The sequence below is a fragment of the Ruegeria sp. CK3 genome (genome assembly GCF_056536565.1).
In genome coordinates this window covers 115,287-132,038 of record NZ_JBQFPV010000001.1, presented here as the reverse complement: position 1 = coordinate 132,038, position 16,752 = coordinate 115,287, and the positions used below count along the sequence as shown (strand labels likewise).

Genomic DNA, 16,752 nt, shown 5'->3' with positions numbered 1-16,752 from the left:
AATTGTCAATCATACACATCGAGTGTCCCGCCGAACGCATCGGATCGCAAGTCGAAACGAATACGGACCGGAACACAAAGACCTTATCTCTGTTATCGCTGACGTTCTGGCTTGCACGGCCCTCAGTGCTGCGGCATGACAGCACCATGACTCAGAACAGTGAAATCCTGTGTATCGGCTCGGTCCTCTGGGACGTGATCGGACGCTCGGCCAGTGCAATGCGGCAAGGATCGGACGTGCCGGGGCGGATCACCCGCCTGCCCGGCGGCGTCGCCATGAACATCGCCATGACGCTGGTGCGGTTTGGCATGACCCCAACCTTGCTGACCGCCATTGGCCGCGACCCGGAAGGCGATGAGCTTGTCCACGCTTGCGCCCGACTGGGCATGGTCACCGACCATATCTACCGCTCGCAAGACCTGCCGACCGATCGCTACATGGCCGTCGAAGGGGCCAACGGCCTGATCGCGGCCATTGCCGACGCCCACTCGCTTGAGGCTTCGGGCGCGAAAATCCTGCGCCCGTTGATGCACGGGCCGCTGGGCTATGAGAACACGCCGTTTGAAGGACCCATTGCGCTGGACGGCAACCTGACACTGGACCTTCTGGAAGAAATCGCCCAAAGCCCCGCCTTCGCCAAGGCGGACCTGCGGGTTGCGCCCGCATCGCCCGGCAAGGCCGAACGCCTGCTGCCTTTCCTCAAACACGCCCGCGCGACGCTCTATGTGAACCTCGAAGAGGCTGGCCTGCTGTGTCAGCGCGAGTTCACCGACTCCGAATCCGCCGCTAAAGGCCTGCTGGACCGAGGCGCGCTGCGCGTTCTGGTCACCGACGGCGGCAATTCGGCCACCGTGGGCTCGGCCTCGGACGTTCTGACCCAAACACCTCCGTCCGTGCTTGTGACCCGCGTAACCGGCGCGGGCGACACGTTCATGGCCGCCCATATCGCTTCAGAATCAGACGGCGCCGACGCGCAAACGGCTTTGACCCGCGCGCTCCACGCCGCTGCAACCTACGTTTCAGGAGAAACTCCGCTGTGATCCCTATCCACTACTCTGCCGAGGTCCGCGCCGCAAAAGACGCAGGCCACCCCATCGTGGCGCTGGAAAGCACCATCATCACCCACGGCATGCCCTACCCTCAGAACGTTGAGGTCGCCGCGAAGGTGGAACAGGACATCCGCGATGCCGGAGCTGTGCCGGCCACCATGGCCGTGATCGAAGGCGTGCTGCATGTGGGACTTGAACCCGACCAGCTGCAGGCCTTGGGCCAAGCTCAGGGCGTTGCGAAAATCTCTCGCGCGGATATGGCGGCCTGTATCTCAACCGGCGGGACCGGAGCCACAACCGTGGCCGCAACCATGATCGCCGCGCAATATGCGGGGATTGAGGTCTTTGCCACCGGTGGGATCGGAGGCGTCCATCAGGGGGCCGAGACCACGTTTGACATCTCAGCCGACCTGCATGAGCTGGGTCAAACACCGGTGACGGTTGTGGCGGCGGGTGCCAAAGCGATCCTCGATCTGGCCAAAACGCTAGAAGTGCTGGAAACGCTGGGCGTTCCGGTCATCGCCTATGGTCAGGATGCCTTCCCCGCCTTCTGGTCCGCGCAATCCCCCTATGCCGCGCCACTGCGCATGGACAGCGCCGAAGCCATCGCCAAAGCTCATGCCACGCGCCGCGCGCTCGGCCTGCCGGGCGGTCAGCTAGTCGCGAACCCGATCCCAGCAGCAGATCAGATCCCAGCCGAGGAGCTGGCGCCGATCATCGCCGCAGCTCAGGCGGACGCCGATGCCCATCGGATCACCGGCAAGGCCGTCACGCCCTATCTGCTGCAACGGATCTTTGAAAAGACCGAGGGCCGTTCACTCACCGCGAACATCGCCTTGGTGCGCAACAACGCACAATTGGCGGCGAATATTGCTAAGGCACTGGTAAACGGCGCGTAAACCTGCCCTATTGCACCGGCGCATCGGACTGCTTAGGTACTTTTGCAAACCACTCGGACCTGCAATGAACACACCGTTTGACGAAGAGCCCCACCGCCGCCCCGGCCTGTTCTCGCGCCTGCGCGGGTCTTTTCTGACGGGTATTGTTGTTATTGCGCCTGTCTGGCTGACAATCTGGCTGATCTGGTCCGTCGTGGGCTGGATCGACAGCGCCGTTCTGCCGCTGGTGCCACAACAGTTCCGCCCTGAGGAATATGTGGGCATCAACCTGCGCGGCGTGGGCGTCATCATCTTCCTGGTGTTCACCATTTTGGTTGGCTGGGTTGCCAAAGGCATCTTGGGCCGGTCTTTCATCTCGTTCACCGAGAGCCTCGTCGACCGGATGCCAATCGTCCGCTCGATCTATTCCGGGATCAAACAGATCTCAGAGACGGTGTTCGCGCAGACCGAACGCTCGTTTGAGAAAGCGTGCCTCGTGCAATACCCACGTCGAGGCATCTGGGCCATCGGCTTCGTTTCGACAACCGCAAAGGGTGAGGTCAGCAACCGCGCCGAAACCGGCGGCAACCTCCTGAGCATCTTCATCCCGACAACGCCCAACCCGACCTCCGGCTTTCTGCTGTTCTTCCCGGAAGAGGATGTGATCCTCCTGGATATGTCGATTGAAGCGGCCGCAAAGCTCGTAATCTCGGCCGGTCTAGTCTATCCCAACGAAAAAGACCCGACGCAGCCGCCCGAGTAATCAGCCAAACATTGCGGGCAGATCGACGGTGCTGTGCTGCCCAAGATCATCCTTGTGGCGCGCCAGAAACCCATCTGCAGCGTGGCGACCCGCGTGCTTCAACTTATGCAGGATCACCGGATTGGGCACCGTTTTTGTCGCCACAGACAAGCTGTTCATCAGCTCATTATCCGCAATCATGTGAACCAACACACGGCTCATCTCACCGGCTTTCAACTTGCCCTCTTCCAGCAGCCGCTGAACGAAATTGATCGCCCGCAGCTCGCGGAAAAGGGATGAGTTAAAGCTGATCTCATTAATGCGGTTCTGAATCTGCTGCGGCGTGACCGGCAACTCGTCCCGTTCCAGAGGGTTGATATTCACGATCACCACATCATCGGGCAGGTCGCCCTCGAACAAGGGGTAAAGCGCCGGGTTGCCGGTATAGCCACCATCCCAATAGGCCTCGGTCCTGTCGGTTTCAGGGTCGTAAATCTCAACAGCTTTGAACAGCGTAGGCAAACAGGCCGAGGCCAAAATCGCACTGGTCGAGATCTCATCGCCGGTGAACACACGGATCTTGCCGCTGCGCACGCAGGTGGCGCACACAAACAGACGTGGCCCCTGATCAGCGCAAACCTCATCAAAGTTGAACCGATCCACCACGGATTCCAGCGGGTTCGAATAGAATGGACCATAGGCATAGGGCGACACCATCCGGGACCACGCATCGCCTATGGAGTAAGGCAGCGAATACTCCATCGCCTGCGCAATGATCGCCGGCTCCAGCCCCCTGAACCAGTTGGCCATACGCATGTCCCCAAGGGCCCCCATGCGTTTCCACAACCCGTCCAGCCGCGCCCGCGCGCCCTCGCGCCCATTTGCAACCATGCCGGACTTGAACGCAGCCCCATTCAAAGCCCCGGCCGAGGTTCCGGTGATCGCCGCAACCTCGATATCCTCTTCGTCCAGAAGCCGGTCGAGAACACCCCAGGTGAACGCCCCATGCGCCCCACCACCCTGCAGGGCTAGATTAATCTGCTTCACGTCCCCAACCCTTCTCCTGTTCAAAAATACCTCGGGGGTATGGGGGCAGAGCCCCCATGAAACCTCACAAAGCCGTCCAGCCCCCATCGACCGAGATCGTCGTCCCGGTGATCTGCGCCGCCGCCTCTGAGCAGAGGAACTGAACCGTTCCGCCCAATTGCTCGACCGTGGCGAACTCCTTGGACGGTTGCCGCTCCAGCATGACGTTCTTGATCACGTCCTCACGGCTCATGTTGTATTCCTTCATCGTGTCGGGGATCTGCGCCTCGACCAGAGGGGTCAGCACATAGCCCGGACAAACCGCATTGCAGGTGATCGGCTCTTGCGCGGTTTCCAACGCGACGGCCTTGGTCATGCCAACAACGCCATGCTTAGCCGCCACATAGGCCGCTTTGAACGGAGAGGCCGTCAAACCATGGGCCGAGGCAATATTCACCACGCGCCCCCATCCACTCGCGCGCATCAACGGCAAGGCGGCTGCGGTCGTATGGAAGGCAGAGTTCATATTGATCGCGATGATCGCGTCCCATTTGTCGATCGGGAACTGGTCAATTGGCGACACATGCTGAATACCCGCATTGTTCACCAGAATATCGCAGGAGCCCGCCTTCTCGATCAGGGCGCGGCATTCATCCCCCTTGGACATATCGGCCTGAATGTAGCGCGCGTTGGTACCGGTCTCTTTCGAAATCTCTGCGGCCAACGCGTAATCTTCATCCCGATCTGTGAACGAGTTTAGAACCACGTCCGCCCCGGCCTTTGCCAGCTCGCGCGCGATACCCAAACCGATGCCCGAATTTGATCCCGTGATGATTGCCGTTTTTCCCGAAAGGCTCATGACTGCATTTCCTCTGAGTTCTCCTGACACGCAGAGTGCCATGCTGCACCTGCAAAGAAAACGGGGAACTGCAGAATGAGTAGCTACAAATCTGCCAAAAAAAACGCCCGCACGAAGCGGGCGTTAAGTTATTGAGGCAGGTTTCATACAGGCAAGAAACCTATCGAGCAGTGAGACCTTTATAAGCAATTCTGTGCTTTCGTCCAAGCTAAAAGTTTGAAAACAAGAAAAATCATCGCTACGATGAATCCCAACAAAATAAGGCCAGAGCAGGATTGTTTCCAAAATGAGCCCGTATTTTTCACACACGCTTCGTGGCTTGGCAGCGGGAATCGCCCTGCTTTTTGCGTCCTCACTGGCACAGGCAGAATCGACTCATGGCATAGCTATGTATGGCGACCCAGCCTTACCACCGGATTTTGTGTCTCTACCCTATGCGAACCCAGAGGCGCCCAAAGGCGGCAAAGTCGTTTTCGGAAACACCGGCGGCTTTAACAGTTTGAACCCGTTTGTGCAAAAAGGCACCCCTCCGTGGCAGTTAAGATTTTGGACCCACGAGAGCCTGATGGGCCGCTCCTGGGACGAACCTTTCACTCTTTACGGGCTGTTAGCCGAATCGGTTGAGACTGCGCCGGACCGGTCATGGGTGGAATTCACCCTCCGGGAAGAGGCTCGATTCTCCGACGGCACCCCGGTCACAGTTGACGATGTGATCTGGTCCTTTCAGACCTTAGGGACTGAAGGGCATCTGCGCTATCGCGGACTGTGGTCAAAGATCGACACTATCGAACAGACCGGTCCGCGCTCGGTCCGGATCAGCTTTAACGAGGCTGACCGCGAACTTGCATTGATCGTAGGCCTGCGTCCGATCCTTCAAAAAGCCCAATGGGAGGGGAAGGATTTTGCCGACGCGCAGCTGCACGATGTCCCCATCGGCAGCGGACCATATGTGGTCGAAGATTACGAGGCTGGTCGCTATGTGAACCTGCGTCGAAATCCGGACTATTGGGGCGCTGATGTTCCGTTTCGCCGTGGCACGATGAATTTCGATGACATCCGGATTGAATTCTACGGCGATGCCACCGTTCTGTTCGAAGCCTTCAAAGCCGGAGAGCTTTCGGCCGTGCGCGAGTTCAACGCCGACAAATGGGACACGCAGTACAGCTTCCCCGCCGTACAACGTGGCGATGTGATCAAGACCGAGATTCCGCATGGTAAGCCCTCGGGCATGACCGGGCTGGTGATGAACACCCGCAAAGCTCCGTTCGACGACTGGCGCGTGCGTGAAGCCCTGATGCTGGCGTTCAACTTCGAATTCATCAATGACACGATCACCGGCGGCGCGCAGTCGCGGATTTCATCTTATTTCTCTGGCTCTGACCTGGCTATGCAACCAGGCCCCGCGACGGGGCGCGTTGCGGAGCTGTTGACGCCATATAGCGCAGACCTGATCCCTGGAACGCTTGAAGGCTACGCCCCACCCGAGGGCGACGGTTCAGCCCGAAACCGCACGAACCTACGGCAAGCGGCAAAACTGCTGACCGAGGCTGGCTGGGCCATTCAGGACGGCGTGCTGCGCAATGCAGCGGGTGAGCCGTTCCAGATCACCGTTCTGTTGCAACAGGGCGATGGTGAGATGCAGACAGCAGTCGAGATCTACACACGAGCGCTGGAGCGTCTGGGCATTCAGGTCACGACCGAGCGTGTCGACAACGCGCAATATACCGGGAGGGTGTCTGAGCTGGATTTCGATATGACCCCGTTCCGCCGCGCCCTGTCCTTGTCACCGGGCAATGAACAGCGCCTCTATTGGGGCAGCGAGTCCGCCGATGCGCCGGGCACGCGCAACCTGATGGGCGTCGCCTCGCCCGCTGTTGACGGCCTGATCGACGCCATGCTGGCTTCGGAAAGCCGCGAGGATTTTGTGGCAGCCACCCGCGCCCTCGACCGGGTTCTAACAGCGGGCCGATACGTGATCCCGATCTGGAGTTTCGATGTCGGCCGCATCGCCCATGTCAGTACGCTGAAATACCCCGAAACCCTGCCGATCTACGGCGATGGCCCGCAATACATGCCCGAGGTCTGGTGGTACGCCGATTAGAACCACGCGCTTAGGGTGTGACGCACCGGACCTGACACCTTATGCACGTGGAGATCGGCAAAAACTGGCACATTCCGCGATGAACAAAATCATGATCTCATAGCGCAAAGCGCCACTATATATGGGCATTTCACCGGATTTTGCGCCAAACCCGCCGCGCAAACCTGACTCTGATCGGCACAATTCTGATCAGGCCATGGGTGCGACATCTTGTCATGTCTTCCGCTGCGTCAACTCGTCCGTACGCTGTTCATAGGGGAGAGCCGTCCTGAAACCCGAAGAAGGAAAGCTCGCAGATGCTGAACTGGACCGATCTGACACAAGACTGGAACGCGTGCTACGCCCGCGCGAAACGCCGTTTTCCCAACCTGAGGGACCGGGATATGCCGCGCGTCGGCAAGGATCGCAAACAGTTCGAAGCCTATCTGGCCGAACGCCATCACCTGACTGTCAATGAAGCCCACGAAGAGGTCGAGGATTTCCTGTTCACGGAATCGCTGAACCGAGAACTGAACTGACCCTAGATCGCTTCGGGTTAAACGCGCGACACGAATACCCTGCCACGCTTTCAGCGTTCTCGGGACATTCGCGCCACAGGATGTTTCAGGTAAAACCCGAAACGCTCTAAGCGAGCGACGTCACCCAGAGGATGGTCGCATCCTCGTCGCTAACCGAAATCACGTTATGCCCCATGCTGCCGTCGTAATAGGCGCTGTCGCCCCGGCGCATCTCAACGGGTTCGTAGAACTCGGTGTATAACCGCACGACGCCGGTCAAGACGTACATGAACTCCTCCCCGTCGTGGCGCACCCAACCTTCGAACTCATCCATCGAACGGGCGCGGACGCGGGCGCGATAGGGGAGCATCTGCTTTTTGGTCAGGGTTTCGGCTAGAAGTTCATGTTCATAGGTGGCGGTGGCATGTGCAGCTCCCTCGCCCGACCGGGTCACGGCCATCCGGCCAATCACCTGCTCACGCTGCGGCGGGGTGAAGAGTTGAGGCACCGAGATCTCCAACCCGATGGCCAGCTTCTTCAGCGCGTCGTAAGTGGGCGACATCTGACCGTTTTCAATCTTGCTGAGCGTCGAACGCGCGAGACCGGCCTGCGAGGCCGCCTGCTCCAGCGTCCAGTTGCGCGCCTTGCGCAATTCACGCACGCGGGCGCCCAGGTCCAAAGGCTCGGGTTCCGTGTGTTCGCCTGCATCGCGGGCAATGCGGATCAGGGATTTGGGATCTTGGGTACTCATGCCTTCGTCTATAGGGTGCACAAGCCGCGCTTGCAACGCGCCATGGGCCGGGTTAGCCAGTTGCCATGCTTTCAATCTTCGATCAGGGGCCACCGACGCCCTGCCCGACCCCGTTCAATCTGGCCGCTCATGTGCTGGGCAAGGCGGATGCGTTGGCCGATAAAACCGCCCTGTCCGTTCTGCGCCAAAACGGGTCCGAAGACTGGAGTTATCGAGCATTGAAAGCCGCCGTTCTGGGAACGGGTCAGGGCCTTTTGCAGGCCGGACTTCACCCCGGAGAAATCGTGCTGATGCGACTTGGAAACACCGTCGAGTTTCCCATCGCCTATCTTGGCGCCATCGCTGTCGGTATTGTTCCTGTTCCGACCTCATCGCAACTGACCGAGCCGGAAACCGCACGGATCATCGCGGAGCTTTCGCCCACCGCCATCTTGCGCGACCCTTCGGTGGCCTGTGCCGAGCACCCCAATCAGATCCATCTGCACGACCTGATCGCCATGCATGACCTGCCACCTGCGCAGTTCGACATGGGCGACCCCGAGCGTCTGGCCTATGTGGTCTATACCTCGGGCACCTCAGGCAAGCCCCGCGCAGTCGCCCATGCTCACAGAGCGATTTGGGCGCGCCAAATGATGGTCGACGGCTGGTACGGCCTGACCGAGCAGGATCGCCTGTGCCACGCTGGTGCGTTCAATTGGACTTATACGCTGGGCACCGGGCTTATGGATCCGTGGACGATCGGAGCCTCGGCCCTGATCCCAGAACCCGGCACCGATATGTCTCAGCTGCCGCAAATGCTGCGCCAAAACCGCGCGACGATCTTTGCTGCGGCACCGGGTGTTTTTCGAAAAATGCTGTCCGGTACGGATCGGGTTGAGCTGCCCGATTTGCGCCACGGCCTATGCGCCGGGGAAAAGCTGTCTCGGTCGCTGCATGCCCAGTGGGAAACGGCCACCGGAACGGAGCTCTACGAAGCGTTCGGCATGTCCGAATGTTCAACCTTTATCTCGTCCAGCCCGACCCATCCTGCGCGCGGAGATTCCCTCGGGCAACCTCAACCGGGCCGCCGCGTTGCAATCCTCGGGCCGGAGGGGCCTGTGCCGCAAGGGAGCGAAGGGACCATTGCCATTCACCGCTCTGACCCCGGCTTGATGCTGACCTATCTGAACGCACCCGACGAGGCGGCCGCCCGACTGCAAGGCGACTGGTTTCTGACCGGCGATCAGGGCGCCATGGCCGTCGATGGGCAGATCACCTATCTGGGGCGCGACGATGACATGATGAACGCAGGCGGCTACCGCGTCTCGCCGGTTGAGGTCGAATCCGTCCTGTCCCGCTTTCCCGGCATCATTCAGGTCGGGGCCGCAGCCGTCGAGGTTAAACAGGACACATTTGTGATAGCGGCCTTCTACTCCGGCCCCGAGAGACTGGACGAAGACGCTCTGCACGCCTATGTCCAAGCCAATTTGGCGCGTTACAAACAGCCGCGTGCCTTCGTTCACCTTCCCGAGTTGCCAACCGGCGGCAACGGCAAACTCCTGCGCCGCGCGTTGCCGGCCTATTTCAAGGCGTCCACCCCATGAGCCAAACAGACAATCAGACCGTCAAGCTTGATATCCTGTCCGATCCGATCTGCCCCTGGTGCTACATAGGCAAATCCCATCTGGACAAAGCCTTGGCAAAACTGCCGGATCATCCGTTTGTGATCGAATGGCACCCGTTCCAGCTGAACCCCGACATGCCCGATGCCGGCATGGATCGGCGCGAATATCTGGAACAAAAATTCGGCGGCAAGGACGGTGCGGTGCGCGCCTATGCGCCCGTGGTAGAACATGCCGAGAATGCGGGCCTCAAGATCGACTTTGAGGGGATGAAGCGCACACCAAACACGCTGGACGCGCATCGCCTGATCCACTGGGCCGGGATCGAGGGCAAGCAGAACGCCGTCGTCGATGCTCTGTTCGATGCCTATTTCGTTCAAGCGCGTGATATCGGCGACCCGGAGGTCCTGTCCGACATCGCCGATAGCGCAGGCATGGACGCGGCGGTGGTGATGAAATTGCTGAAATCCGACGCCGACCGCGAGGATATCCGCAACCGCGACACCCACTCACGCGAAATGGGCGTCAGCTCGGTCCCGACCTTCATTGTTGCCAACCAACATGCCGTTCCGGGCGCGCAACCTCCTGAAATGTGGGAGAAAGTGATCGGGGAAATCATGTCTCAACTTGAGGCTTCCTCTGCATAGAAGCACAGAGGTCTGTGCGAAATTCCGGTCTGGCGCAACCTGATCCGTCGTGATAGCGCGATCAGGTAAGGAGTCCCCATGACCAACCGCATGTCTCGTGGAGAGTTCATTGCGCTGATCGCAATGATGTTCTCGACCATCGCCTTTTCGATCGACTCGATGCTGCCTGCCCTGCCCGAGATCGGCGCGCAGCTCAGCCCGGATGACGTCAATCGCGCGCAGCTGATTCTGACGTCATTCGTGCTTGGGATGGGCATTGGCACGTTCTTTACCGGCCCTCTGTCGGATGCGTTTGGCCGCAAACCGGTCATCTATGGTGGTGTCGCACTCTATATTGCGGCCTCGGCCGTGGCCTGGGCCAGTTCCTCGCTCGAACTCGTTCTGGCTGCCCGTGTGGCGCAGGGACTGGGTGCTGCGGGTCCACGTGTTGTGGCTATGGCGGTCATCCGCGATTTGTACTCGGGCCGGATCATGGCGCGCATCATCTCGATCGCGATGTTGCTGTTCACGCTTGTACCCGCCGTGGCGCCCATGTTGGGGGCCGGAGTGATCGCGCTGTTCGGCTGGCGCGGTATTTTTGTTTCGTTCATTCTGTTCGCCGTGATCGTCTGCGTCTGGATGGGAACCCGCTTGCCCGAGTCGCTGGCAGTCGAGAACCGTCGCCCCTTCCGCCTGCCGCTAATGGTCGCCGCAACGAAAGAGATGTTCGCCCACCCGACTGTGCGCCTGTCGATCATGGTGCAAACCCTGTGCATGGGGATTTTGTTCACCATGCTGACCATGGTTCAGCCCGTCTATGACGTGATACATGACCGGGCCGAGAGTTTTCCGTTCTGGTTCGGGTTCGTCGCACTGATGTCGGGATCGGCCAGTGTGTTGAATGCAGCCCTTGTGGTGCGCGTTGGCATGCGCCGCATGGTGACTTGGGCGCTGGGGGCGCAGATCGGTATCACCGCGTTGGTTATCGTGACCAATTCCTTCCCGCTGTCGCCCGACGCCTCGTTTGGCCTGTTCGTGGCCTGGCAAACCACCGTGTTCTTCATGGCGGGTGTCACCATGGGCAACCTGAACGCCATCGCGATGGAGCCGATGGGGCATATTGCCGGAATGGCGGCCTCTGTCATCGGCTCGGTCTCGACAGTGCTCGCCGCGGCCATTGCCGCCCCGGTTGGGCTACTGTTCGACGGCTCAATCATGCCTTTGACCACCGGCATTCTGACCATGTGTATTGTGGCCTTTAGCCTAATGATCCACATGGGGCGCATCGAAAACAGACTGCTCGCCTGAGGATTTTCAGCCCGGATCAAACGCGCTACGCTGTCCCGACCAACATGGCGGAGGGTCAGTTATGAGTGAGTACTACGATCTGGGCACCTATTCCTGCCCTGTTTCAACAGCATCCGCTGCAGCCCAACTCTGGTTCGACCGAGGGCTGGTCTGGACCTATGGCTACAACCATGATGAGGCCGTCGCCTGCTTTGAAAAAGCTGTCGAACATGACCCGAACTGCGCCATGGCGCATTGGGGCGTCGCCTACGCGGCCGGCCCGAACTACAACCTGCCGTGGGACTTGCAAGACGACCGGGGACGGCAGAAAGCACTGACAAAGGCCTTTGAAGCCACGCAAAAGGCGCTGAGCCTAACCGATAGCTGTACCGAGGTTGAAAAGGCTCTGATCCTCGCCCTGCCGTCCCGCTATCCGCAGCGCGACACGACCGAGGGCATGCATGAGTGGGACTATGATTTTGCCGACGCGATGCGCGCGGCCTTCAAGGCTCAGCCAGATCACCTAGACTTGCGTACAATCTATGTTGAGGCGCTGCTCAACCTGACGCCGTGGCAAATGTGGGACCTGTCAACTGGTCAACCCGCCGAAGGTGCCGCCACGCTTGAGGCGCAAGAGGCGCTGGAATGGGCCATGCAGAACGACCCCGACGCCATGTCTCATCCCGGCCTTCTGCACCTCTATGTCCACCTGATGGAGATGTCCCCAACCCCCGAAAAGGCCCTCAAAGCGGGCGATGTCCTACGCACTCTCGTCCCCGATGCAGGCCACCTTGTTCATATGCCGACGCATATAGATATCCTCTGCGGCCACTATCAGAACGTGGTGCATTGGAACCAGAAAGCCTCGGAAGCGGACCTGAAGTACTATGAGCGTGAAGGGGCGTTCAACATATACACCGGCTACCGCCAGCACGACTATCATTTCACCATCTATGGCGCGATGTTTCTGGGTCAGATCGAACCGGCCCTGCGGGCCAATCAAGGTATCTGGGACACGACCCCCGAAGAGATGTTACGCATTGAGAGCCCGCCCATGGCGGATTTCTTCGAAAGCTACATGTCCATGGGACCTCACATCCTGATCCGCTTTGGCCGATGGGAGGAAGCAAAAGCGCTGGCGCTACCCGACGACCCTGACCTGTACCGCACGCTGACGGCAACCACCCACTACGCCCGCGCGCTTGCTTTCGCCGCGACCGGCGATGTGCCCCGCGCCGAGGTCGAAGAGCAGCTGTTCCTCAAAGCCAAAGCCCGAGTTCCCGAGGCTCGGCGATTGCACAACAACCGCGTCATCGACCTGCTGGAGATCGCAACCGAAATGCTGCGCGGTGAGATCGAGTACCGAAAGGAAAACTTCGATCTCGCTTTCGCCCACCTGCGCCGATCTGTCGAATTGGACGACACCTTGCCTTACGACGAGCCTTGGGGATGGATGCAACCCACCCGCCACGCCTTGGGCGCACTACTGTTCGAACAGGGCCATTTGACCGAGGCGGAAGCCGTGTACCGAGAAGATCTGGGCCTTGGCGGAAACCTCAGCCGCGCCTCGATCCATCCGGACAATGTCTGGAGCTTAAAGGGCTTGCACGATTGCCTGAAAGCACGCGGCGAAACGATTGAGCTACCTCAGATCAAACAGAGGCTGGATTTGGCCCTGGCAAGGGCCGACCGCGCAGTCGCTGCATCTTGTTTCTGCGCCCAGTCCGCCATGCGGACCTGAAACGCGCTGCGCGCGATGCCTCCGGCGGAGGTATTTTTAGCCAGATGAAGTCCGGATCGCCTGCTTCATCTGGCCGGAAATACCTCGGGGGAGTCGCGGCTTGCCGCGGCGGGGGCAGCGCCCCCTTCCCCGCTATCCGCCTGTTTTGGCCTTTTTTCTTTCTGCCAAGACTTTCTCAGCAAGGTCACGGGCAATCGCAAACGCGCCTTTGATCTTATCGCTGTCTTTCTTCCAGTCGCGGCGCACAACGATTTTGTTGTCTTTGACCTTCGCCATGCCGCGCTGGTTCTGGATGAACTCGACCAGCCCTTGGGGCGAAGCGAATTTATCATTGTGAAACTGAATCGTCGCCCCTTTCGGTCCACCATCCAGTTTTGCGATACTCGCGCGCTTGCACATGGCCTTGATGCGGACGACCAGCATCAAGGTATTGACCTCTTTCGGTAAGGCGCCGAACCGGTCAATCAGTTCCGCGGCAAAGCCCTCAAGTTCAACCTTGGTCGAGAGCGATGACAAACGGCGATAAAGGCCCAGGCGAACATCGAGGTCGGGCACATAATCCTCGGGGATCAGAACCGGTACGCCCAGATTGATCTGAGGCGCCCATTGGTCATCGGCGTCCGAGAGCCCCTCCATCTCACCGGCTTTGATCTTGGCAATCGCCTCTTCCAGCATCGACTGGTAGAGTTCATAACCCACATCGCGCATCTGGCCGGATTGTTCTTCGCCCAACAAATTGCCGGCGCCCCGAATGTCGAGGTCCTGACTGGCAAGAGTGAACCCGGCCCCTAGTGTATCGAGCGACCCAAGAACGCGCAGGCGCTTTTCGGCGGTAGTGGTCAGTTTCTGACGCGGCTTGGTTGTGAGGTAGGCATAGGCCCGGGTTTTTGACCTCCCGACCCGGCCTCGGATCTGATAGAGCTGCGCAAGGCCGAACATATCGGCCCTATGCACGACCATCGTGTTCGCCGTTGGGATATCCAGCCCGCTCTCCACAATCGTCGTCGCCAGAAGCACGTCATATTTGCCGTCATAGAACGCGTTCATTCGGTCGTCGAGTTCACCCGCTGCCATCTGCCCATGAGCGACAACGTAAGTCAGCTCTGGCAATTGCTCCTTCAGGAACTCTTCGATCTCGGGCAGGTCCGAGATGCGTGGCACCACATAGAAGCTCTGCCCGCCGCGATAGTGTTCGCGCAGCAGGGCCTCGCGGATCGTTACCGCGTCGAACTCGCTGACATAGGTGCGGATGGCCAGACGGTCGATGGGCGGCGTGCCGATGATCGAGAGGTCTCGCACACCCGTCAGCGACAGTTGCAGCGTCCTGGGGATCGGCGTTGCGGTCAGGGTCAGGACGTGGATATCCGAGCGCAGCTGTTTCAAGCGCTCTTTATGGCCGACGCCGAAATGCTGTTCCTCATCGATGATCAGCAGGCCGAGGTTGTTGAAACGGATAGTTTTCGCGAGCAGGGCATGGGTGCCGATCACAATATCGACTGTCCCGCGCGCCAGCCCGTCTCGAGTCTGTTGCGCCTCTTTCGTCGAAACAAAACGCGATAGCTGCCGGACCTCAAGAGGGAAGCCTCGGAAGCGTTCCTTGAACGAGGCAGCGTGTTGACGAGCAAGCAGAGTGGTCGGCGCAACGACGGCTACCTGCACGCCTGACATGGCGGCGACAAAGGCCGCGCGCATGGCGACTTCGGTCTTGCCAAAGCCCACATCGCCGCAGATCAGACGATCCATCGGCGCGCCGGAATGCATGTCCTCCATCACCTCGGAGATTGCGCGCAGCTGGTCGTCGGTTTCCTGATAGGGGAAACGCGCGCTGAACTCCTCCCACGCGTGGGGCGGTGGGTCCATCACGGGAGCTTTGCGCAGTGCACGCTCGGCCGCGATGCGGATCAATTTGTCCGCCATGTCGCGGATGCGCTCTTTCAGCTTAGCCTTTTTCGCCTGCCACGCGCCGCCGCCCAGACGGTCCAGTAGCCCTTCGTCGTGGCCGTATTTGGACAGCAGCTCGATATTCTCGACCGGCAGGTACAGCTTGGCCGCTTCGGCATATTCCAGCAGCAGGCATTCATGGGCCGCACCGGCGGCTGTGACGACCTCCATCCCCATATAGCGACCGATGCCGTGGTCCACATGCACCACCAGATCGCCGGGGCTGAGGGATTGGGTCTCGGTCAGGAAGTTCTCGGCCTTGCGGCGCTTCTTGGGTTGGCGGATCAGGCGGTCGCCCAGAACGTCTTGTTCCGCAATCACGGTCAAGTCCGCCGTTTCGAACCCATGTTCCAAGGCCCAGACCGCCAGATGGAGGCCCCTTTTGCCGATGCGCGTACCATCGGTGACCGGGATCGCCTCGGCCAGACCTTCATCTTCGATCAAGCCGGTTAGACGTTCGCGCGCACCTTCCGAGTAAGACGCAATCAGTACCGGCCCTTTGTCCAGCTTGCCCTTGATGTGGTCTGCTAAAGCGCCAAACAGGCTGATGCTTTCCTGCTGACGCTCAGGAGCAAAGTTCCGCCCGATCCGCCCGCCCGCGTCGATCACGCCGGGTCCGCTGGCCTGCGGCAGAGGGCTGAATTGCAGCACGCGCCGATCGCACACGGCCTGATCCCACGCCGCATCATCGAGATAAAGCAAACCCGGTGGGGTCGGCTTGTAGACCGTGTCCATGCGTGAGCGGTTTTCCAACGCCAACCGCCGAGTCTCATACTGATCGGAAATCGTGTCCCACCGTGCCAGACGCGCCGGCGAGACCTGATCGTCCAGAGAAATCGTCGCCTCCGGCAAATAGTCGAACAGGGTTTCCAGCTTTTCGTGGAAGAAAGGTAGCCAATGTTCGATGCCCTGATGCTTGCGGCCCGCGCTGACGGCCTCATAGAGCGGATCATCCGTACCCGCCGCACCGAATTCGATGCGATAATTCTGACGGAATCGGGTGATGGCGGCCTCGTCCAAAATAACCTCGGAGACGGGGGCAAGCTCGACCACTTCAAGCTTTTCGGTGGTACGTTGCGAGACCGGATCAAAGCGGCGCGCGCCGTCCAGAACGTCTCCGAACAGGTCCAGCCGAACAGGGCCGGATTCGCCCGGAGGGAAGATGTCGATGATCCCGCCCCGGATCGCGTAGTCTCCGGGCTCCATCACGGTGGGGCTTTGGGTGAACCCCATCCGCACCAGAAACTTGCGCAGAGCGTCTTCGTCCACGCGTTGGTTGACGCGAGCGGTAAAGGCGGCCTCGCGCAGAACCTCGCGCGCAGGCACGCGTTGGGTCGCGGCATTCAGCGTGGTCAACAGCACGAAACGCTCAGGCATCTGGTGGACCAGTGCTGCCAGCGCCGCCACCCGCGCCGCGGCAATATCCGCGTTGGGCGAGACCCGGTCATAGGGCAGACAATCCCAACCGGGGAAAACGAAAACCGGCATGTTGGGGGCAAAGAACGCAAGTGCTGCGCGCATCCCCTCCAACCGCTTGTCATCTCGTGCCACATGGCAAACCGGCCCGCCCGAACGCGCGATCTCGTTCAGGACAAGTTGTGCGTCATACCCTTCGGGGGCACCGCCGACTGTCACGTGGTTCGGAGCCTTCAT

General features: G+C 60.0%; 13 protein-coding genes. 9 read left to right on the top strand and 4 right to left on the bottom strand.

Annotated features, from left to right (window positions below):
• Nucleotides 1–146: 146 nt before the first annotated feature.
• From ACR0C3_RS00690 to ACR0C3_RS00680, 3 genes are all read left to right on the top strand, one after another.
• The gene (locus tag ACR0C3_RS00690; protein WP_480756657.1) at nucleotides 147–1,040 is read left to right on the top strand and encodes a PfkB family carbohydrate kinase; all 894 of its coding nucleotides are present in this window, start codon (nucleotides 147–149) and stop codon (nucleotides 1,038–1,040) included.
• A complete protein-coding gene (locus ACR0C3_RS00685; protein ID WP_480756655.1) occupies nucleotides 1,037–1,948 on the top strand; it encodes a pseudouridine-5'-phosphate glycosidase in 912 nt (303 codons plus the stop codon). Before ACR0C3_RS00690 ends, ACR0C3_RS00685 begins: the two co-directional genes overlap by 4 nt.
• Before the next feature lie 64 nt (nucleotides 1,949–2,012).
• Nucleotides 2,013–2,690, top strand: coding sequence for a DUF502 domain-containing protein (locus ACR0C3_RS00680; RefSeq protein WP_480756653.1), 678 nt, complete (start codon nucleotides 2,013–2,015; stop codon nucleotides 2,688–2,690).
• Here the strand turns inward: ACR0C3_RS00680 and ACR0C3_RS00675 are convergent, their stop codons facing one another.
• Together ACR0C3_RS00675 and ACR0C3_RS00670 are read right to left on the bottom strand one after the other, a co-directional pair.
• Nucleotides 2,691–3,716: a patatin-like phospholipase family protein gene (locus tag ACR0C3_RS00675; RefSeq protein WP_480756652.1), complete on the bottom strand. Its 1,026-nt coding sequence runs from the start codon at nucleotides 3,714–3,716 to the stop codon at nucleotides 2,691–2,693.
• Nucleotides 3,717–3,780: 64 nt separating this feature from the next.
• Nucleotides 3,781–4,554 (bottom strand): 3-hydroxybutyrate dehydrogenase, encoded by a 774-nt coding sequence (locus ACR0C3_RS00670; RefSeq protein WP_480756651.1) that lies wholly within the window; start codon nucleotides 4,552–4,554, stop codon nucleotides 3,781–3,783.
• A 286-nt stretch (nucleotides 4,555–4,840) separates the two neighbouring features.
• Between ACR0C3_RS00670 and ACR0C3_RS00665 the strand changes: the two genes are divergently transcribed.
• The gene (locus ACR0C3_RS00665; protein WP_480756649.1) at nucleotides 4,841–6,655 is read left to right on the top strand and encodes an extracellular solute-binding protein; all 1,815 of its coding nucleotides are present in this window, start codon (nucleotides 4,841–4,843) and stop codon (nucleotides 6,653–6,655) included.
• A 296-nt stretch (nucleotides 6,656–6,951) separates the two neighbouring features.
• Nucleotides 6,952–7,173, top strand: coding sequence for a hypothetical protein (locus tag ACR0C3_RS00660; protein WP_170688747.1), 222 nt, complete (start codon nucleotides 6,952–6,954; stop codon nucleotides 7,171–7,173).
• Between the two features lie 106 nt (nucleotides 7,174–7,279).
• On the opposite strand, the gene ACR0C3_RS00655 is transcribed toward ACR0C3_RS00660, so the two are convergent.
• Nucleotides 7,280–7,903 carry a helix-turn-helix domain-containing protein gene (locus ACR0C3_RS00655; protein ID WP_170373845.1) on the bottom strand — a complete coding sequence of 208 codons (624 nt, stop codon included), beginning with the start codon at nucleotides 7,901–7,903 and terminating at the stop codon, nucleotides 7,280–7,282.
• A gap of 65 nt (nucleotides 7,904–7,968) precedes the next feature.
• Between ACR0C3_RS00655 and ACR0C3_RS00650 the strand changes: the two genes are divergently transcribed.
• From ACR0C3_RS00650 to ACR0C3_RS00635, 4 genes are all read left to right on the top strand, one after another.
• Nucleotides 7,969–9,486: a class I adenylate-forming enzyme family protein gene (locus ACR0C3_RS00650; RefSeq protein WP_480756647.1), complete on the top strand. Its 1,518-nt coding sequence runs from the start codon at nucleotides 7,969–7,971 to the stop codon at nucleotides 9,484–9,486.
• On the top strand, nucleotides 9,483–10,151 hold the full coding sequence (locus ACR0C3_RS00645) for a DsbA family oxidoreductase (RefSeq protein WP_480756646.1): 669 nt from the start codon (nucleotides 9,483–9,485) through the stop codon (nucleotides 10,149–10,151). The genes ACR0C3_RS00650 and ACR0C3_RS00645 overlap by 4 nt, the downstream gene beginning before the upstream one ends.
• A gap of 78 nt (nucleotides 10,152–10,229) precedes the next feature.
• Nucleotides 10,230–11,438 (top strand): multidrug effflux MFS transporter, encoded by a 1,209-nt coding sequence (locus tag ACR0C3_RS00640; RefSeq protein ID WP_480756645.1) that lies wholly within the window; start codon nucleotides 10,230–10,232, stop codon nucleotides 11,436–11,438.
• 61 nt (nucleotides 11,439–11,499) lie between these two features.
• Entirely contained in the window at nucleotides 11,500–13,158 is a 1,659-nt protein-coding gene (locus ACR0C3_RS00635) for a tetratricopeptide repeat protein (RefSeq protein WP_480756643.1), read from the top strand.
• A 132-nt stretch (nucleotides 13,159–13,290) separates the two neighbouring features.
• Here the strand turns inward: ACR0C3_RS00635 and mfd are convergent, their stop codons facing one another.
• Nucleotides 13,291–16,752 carry a transcription-repair coupling factor gene (gene mfd / locus ACR0C3_RS00630; RefSeq protein ID WP_480756642.1) on the bottom strand — a complete coding sequence of 1,154 codons (3,462 nt, stop codon included), beginning with the start codon at nucleotides 16,750–16,752 and terminating at the stop codon, nucleotides 13,291–13,293.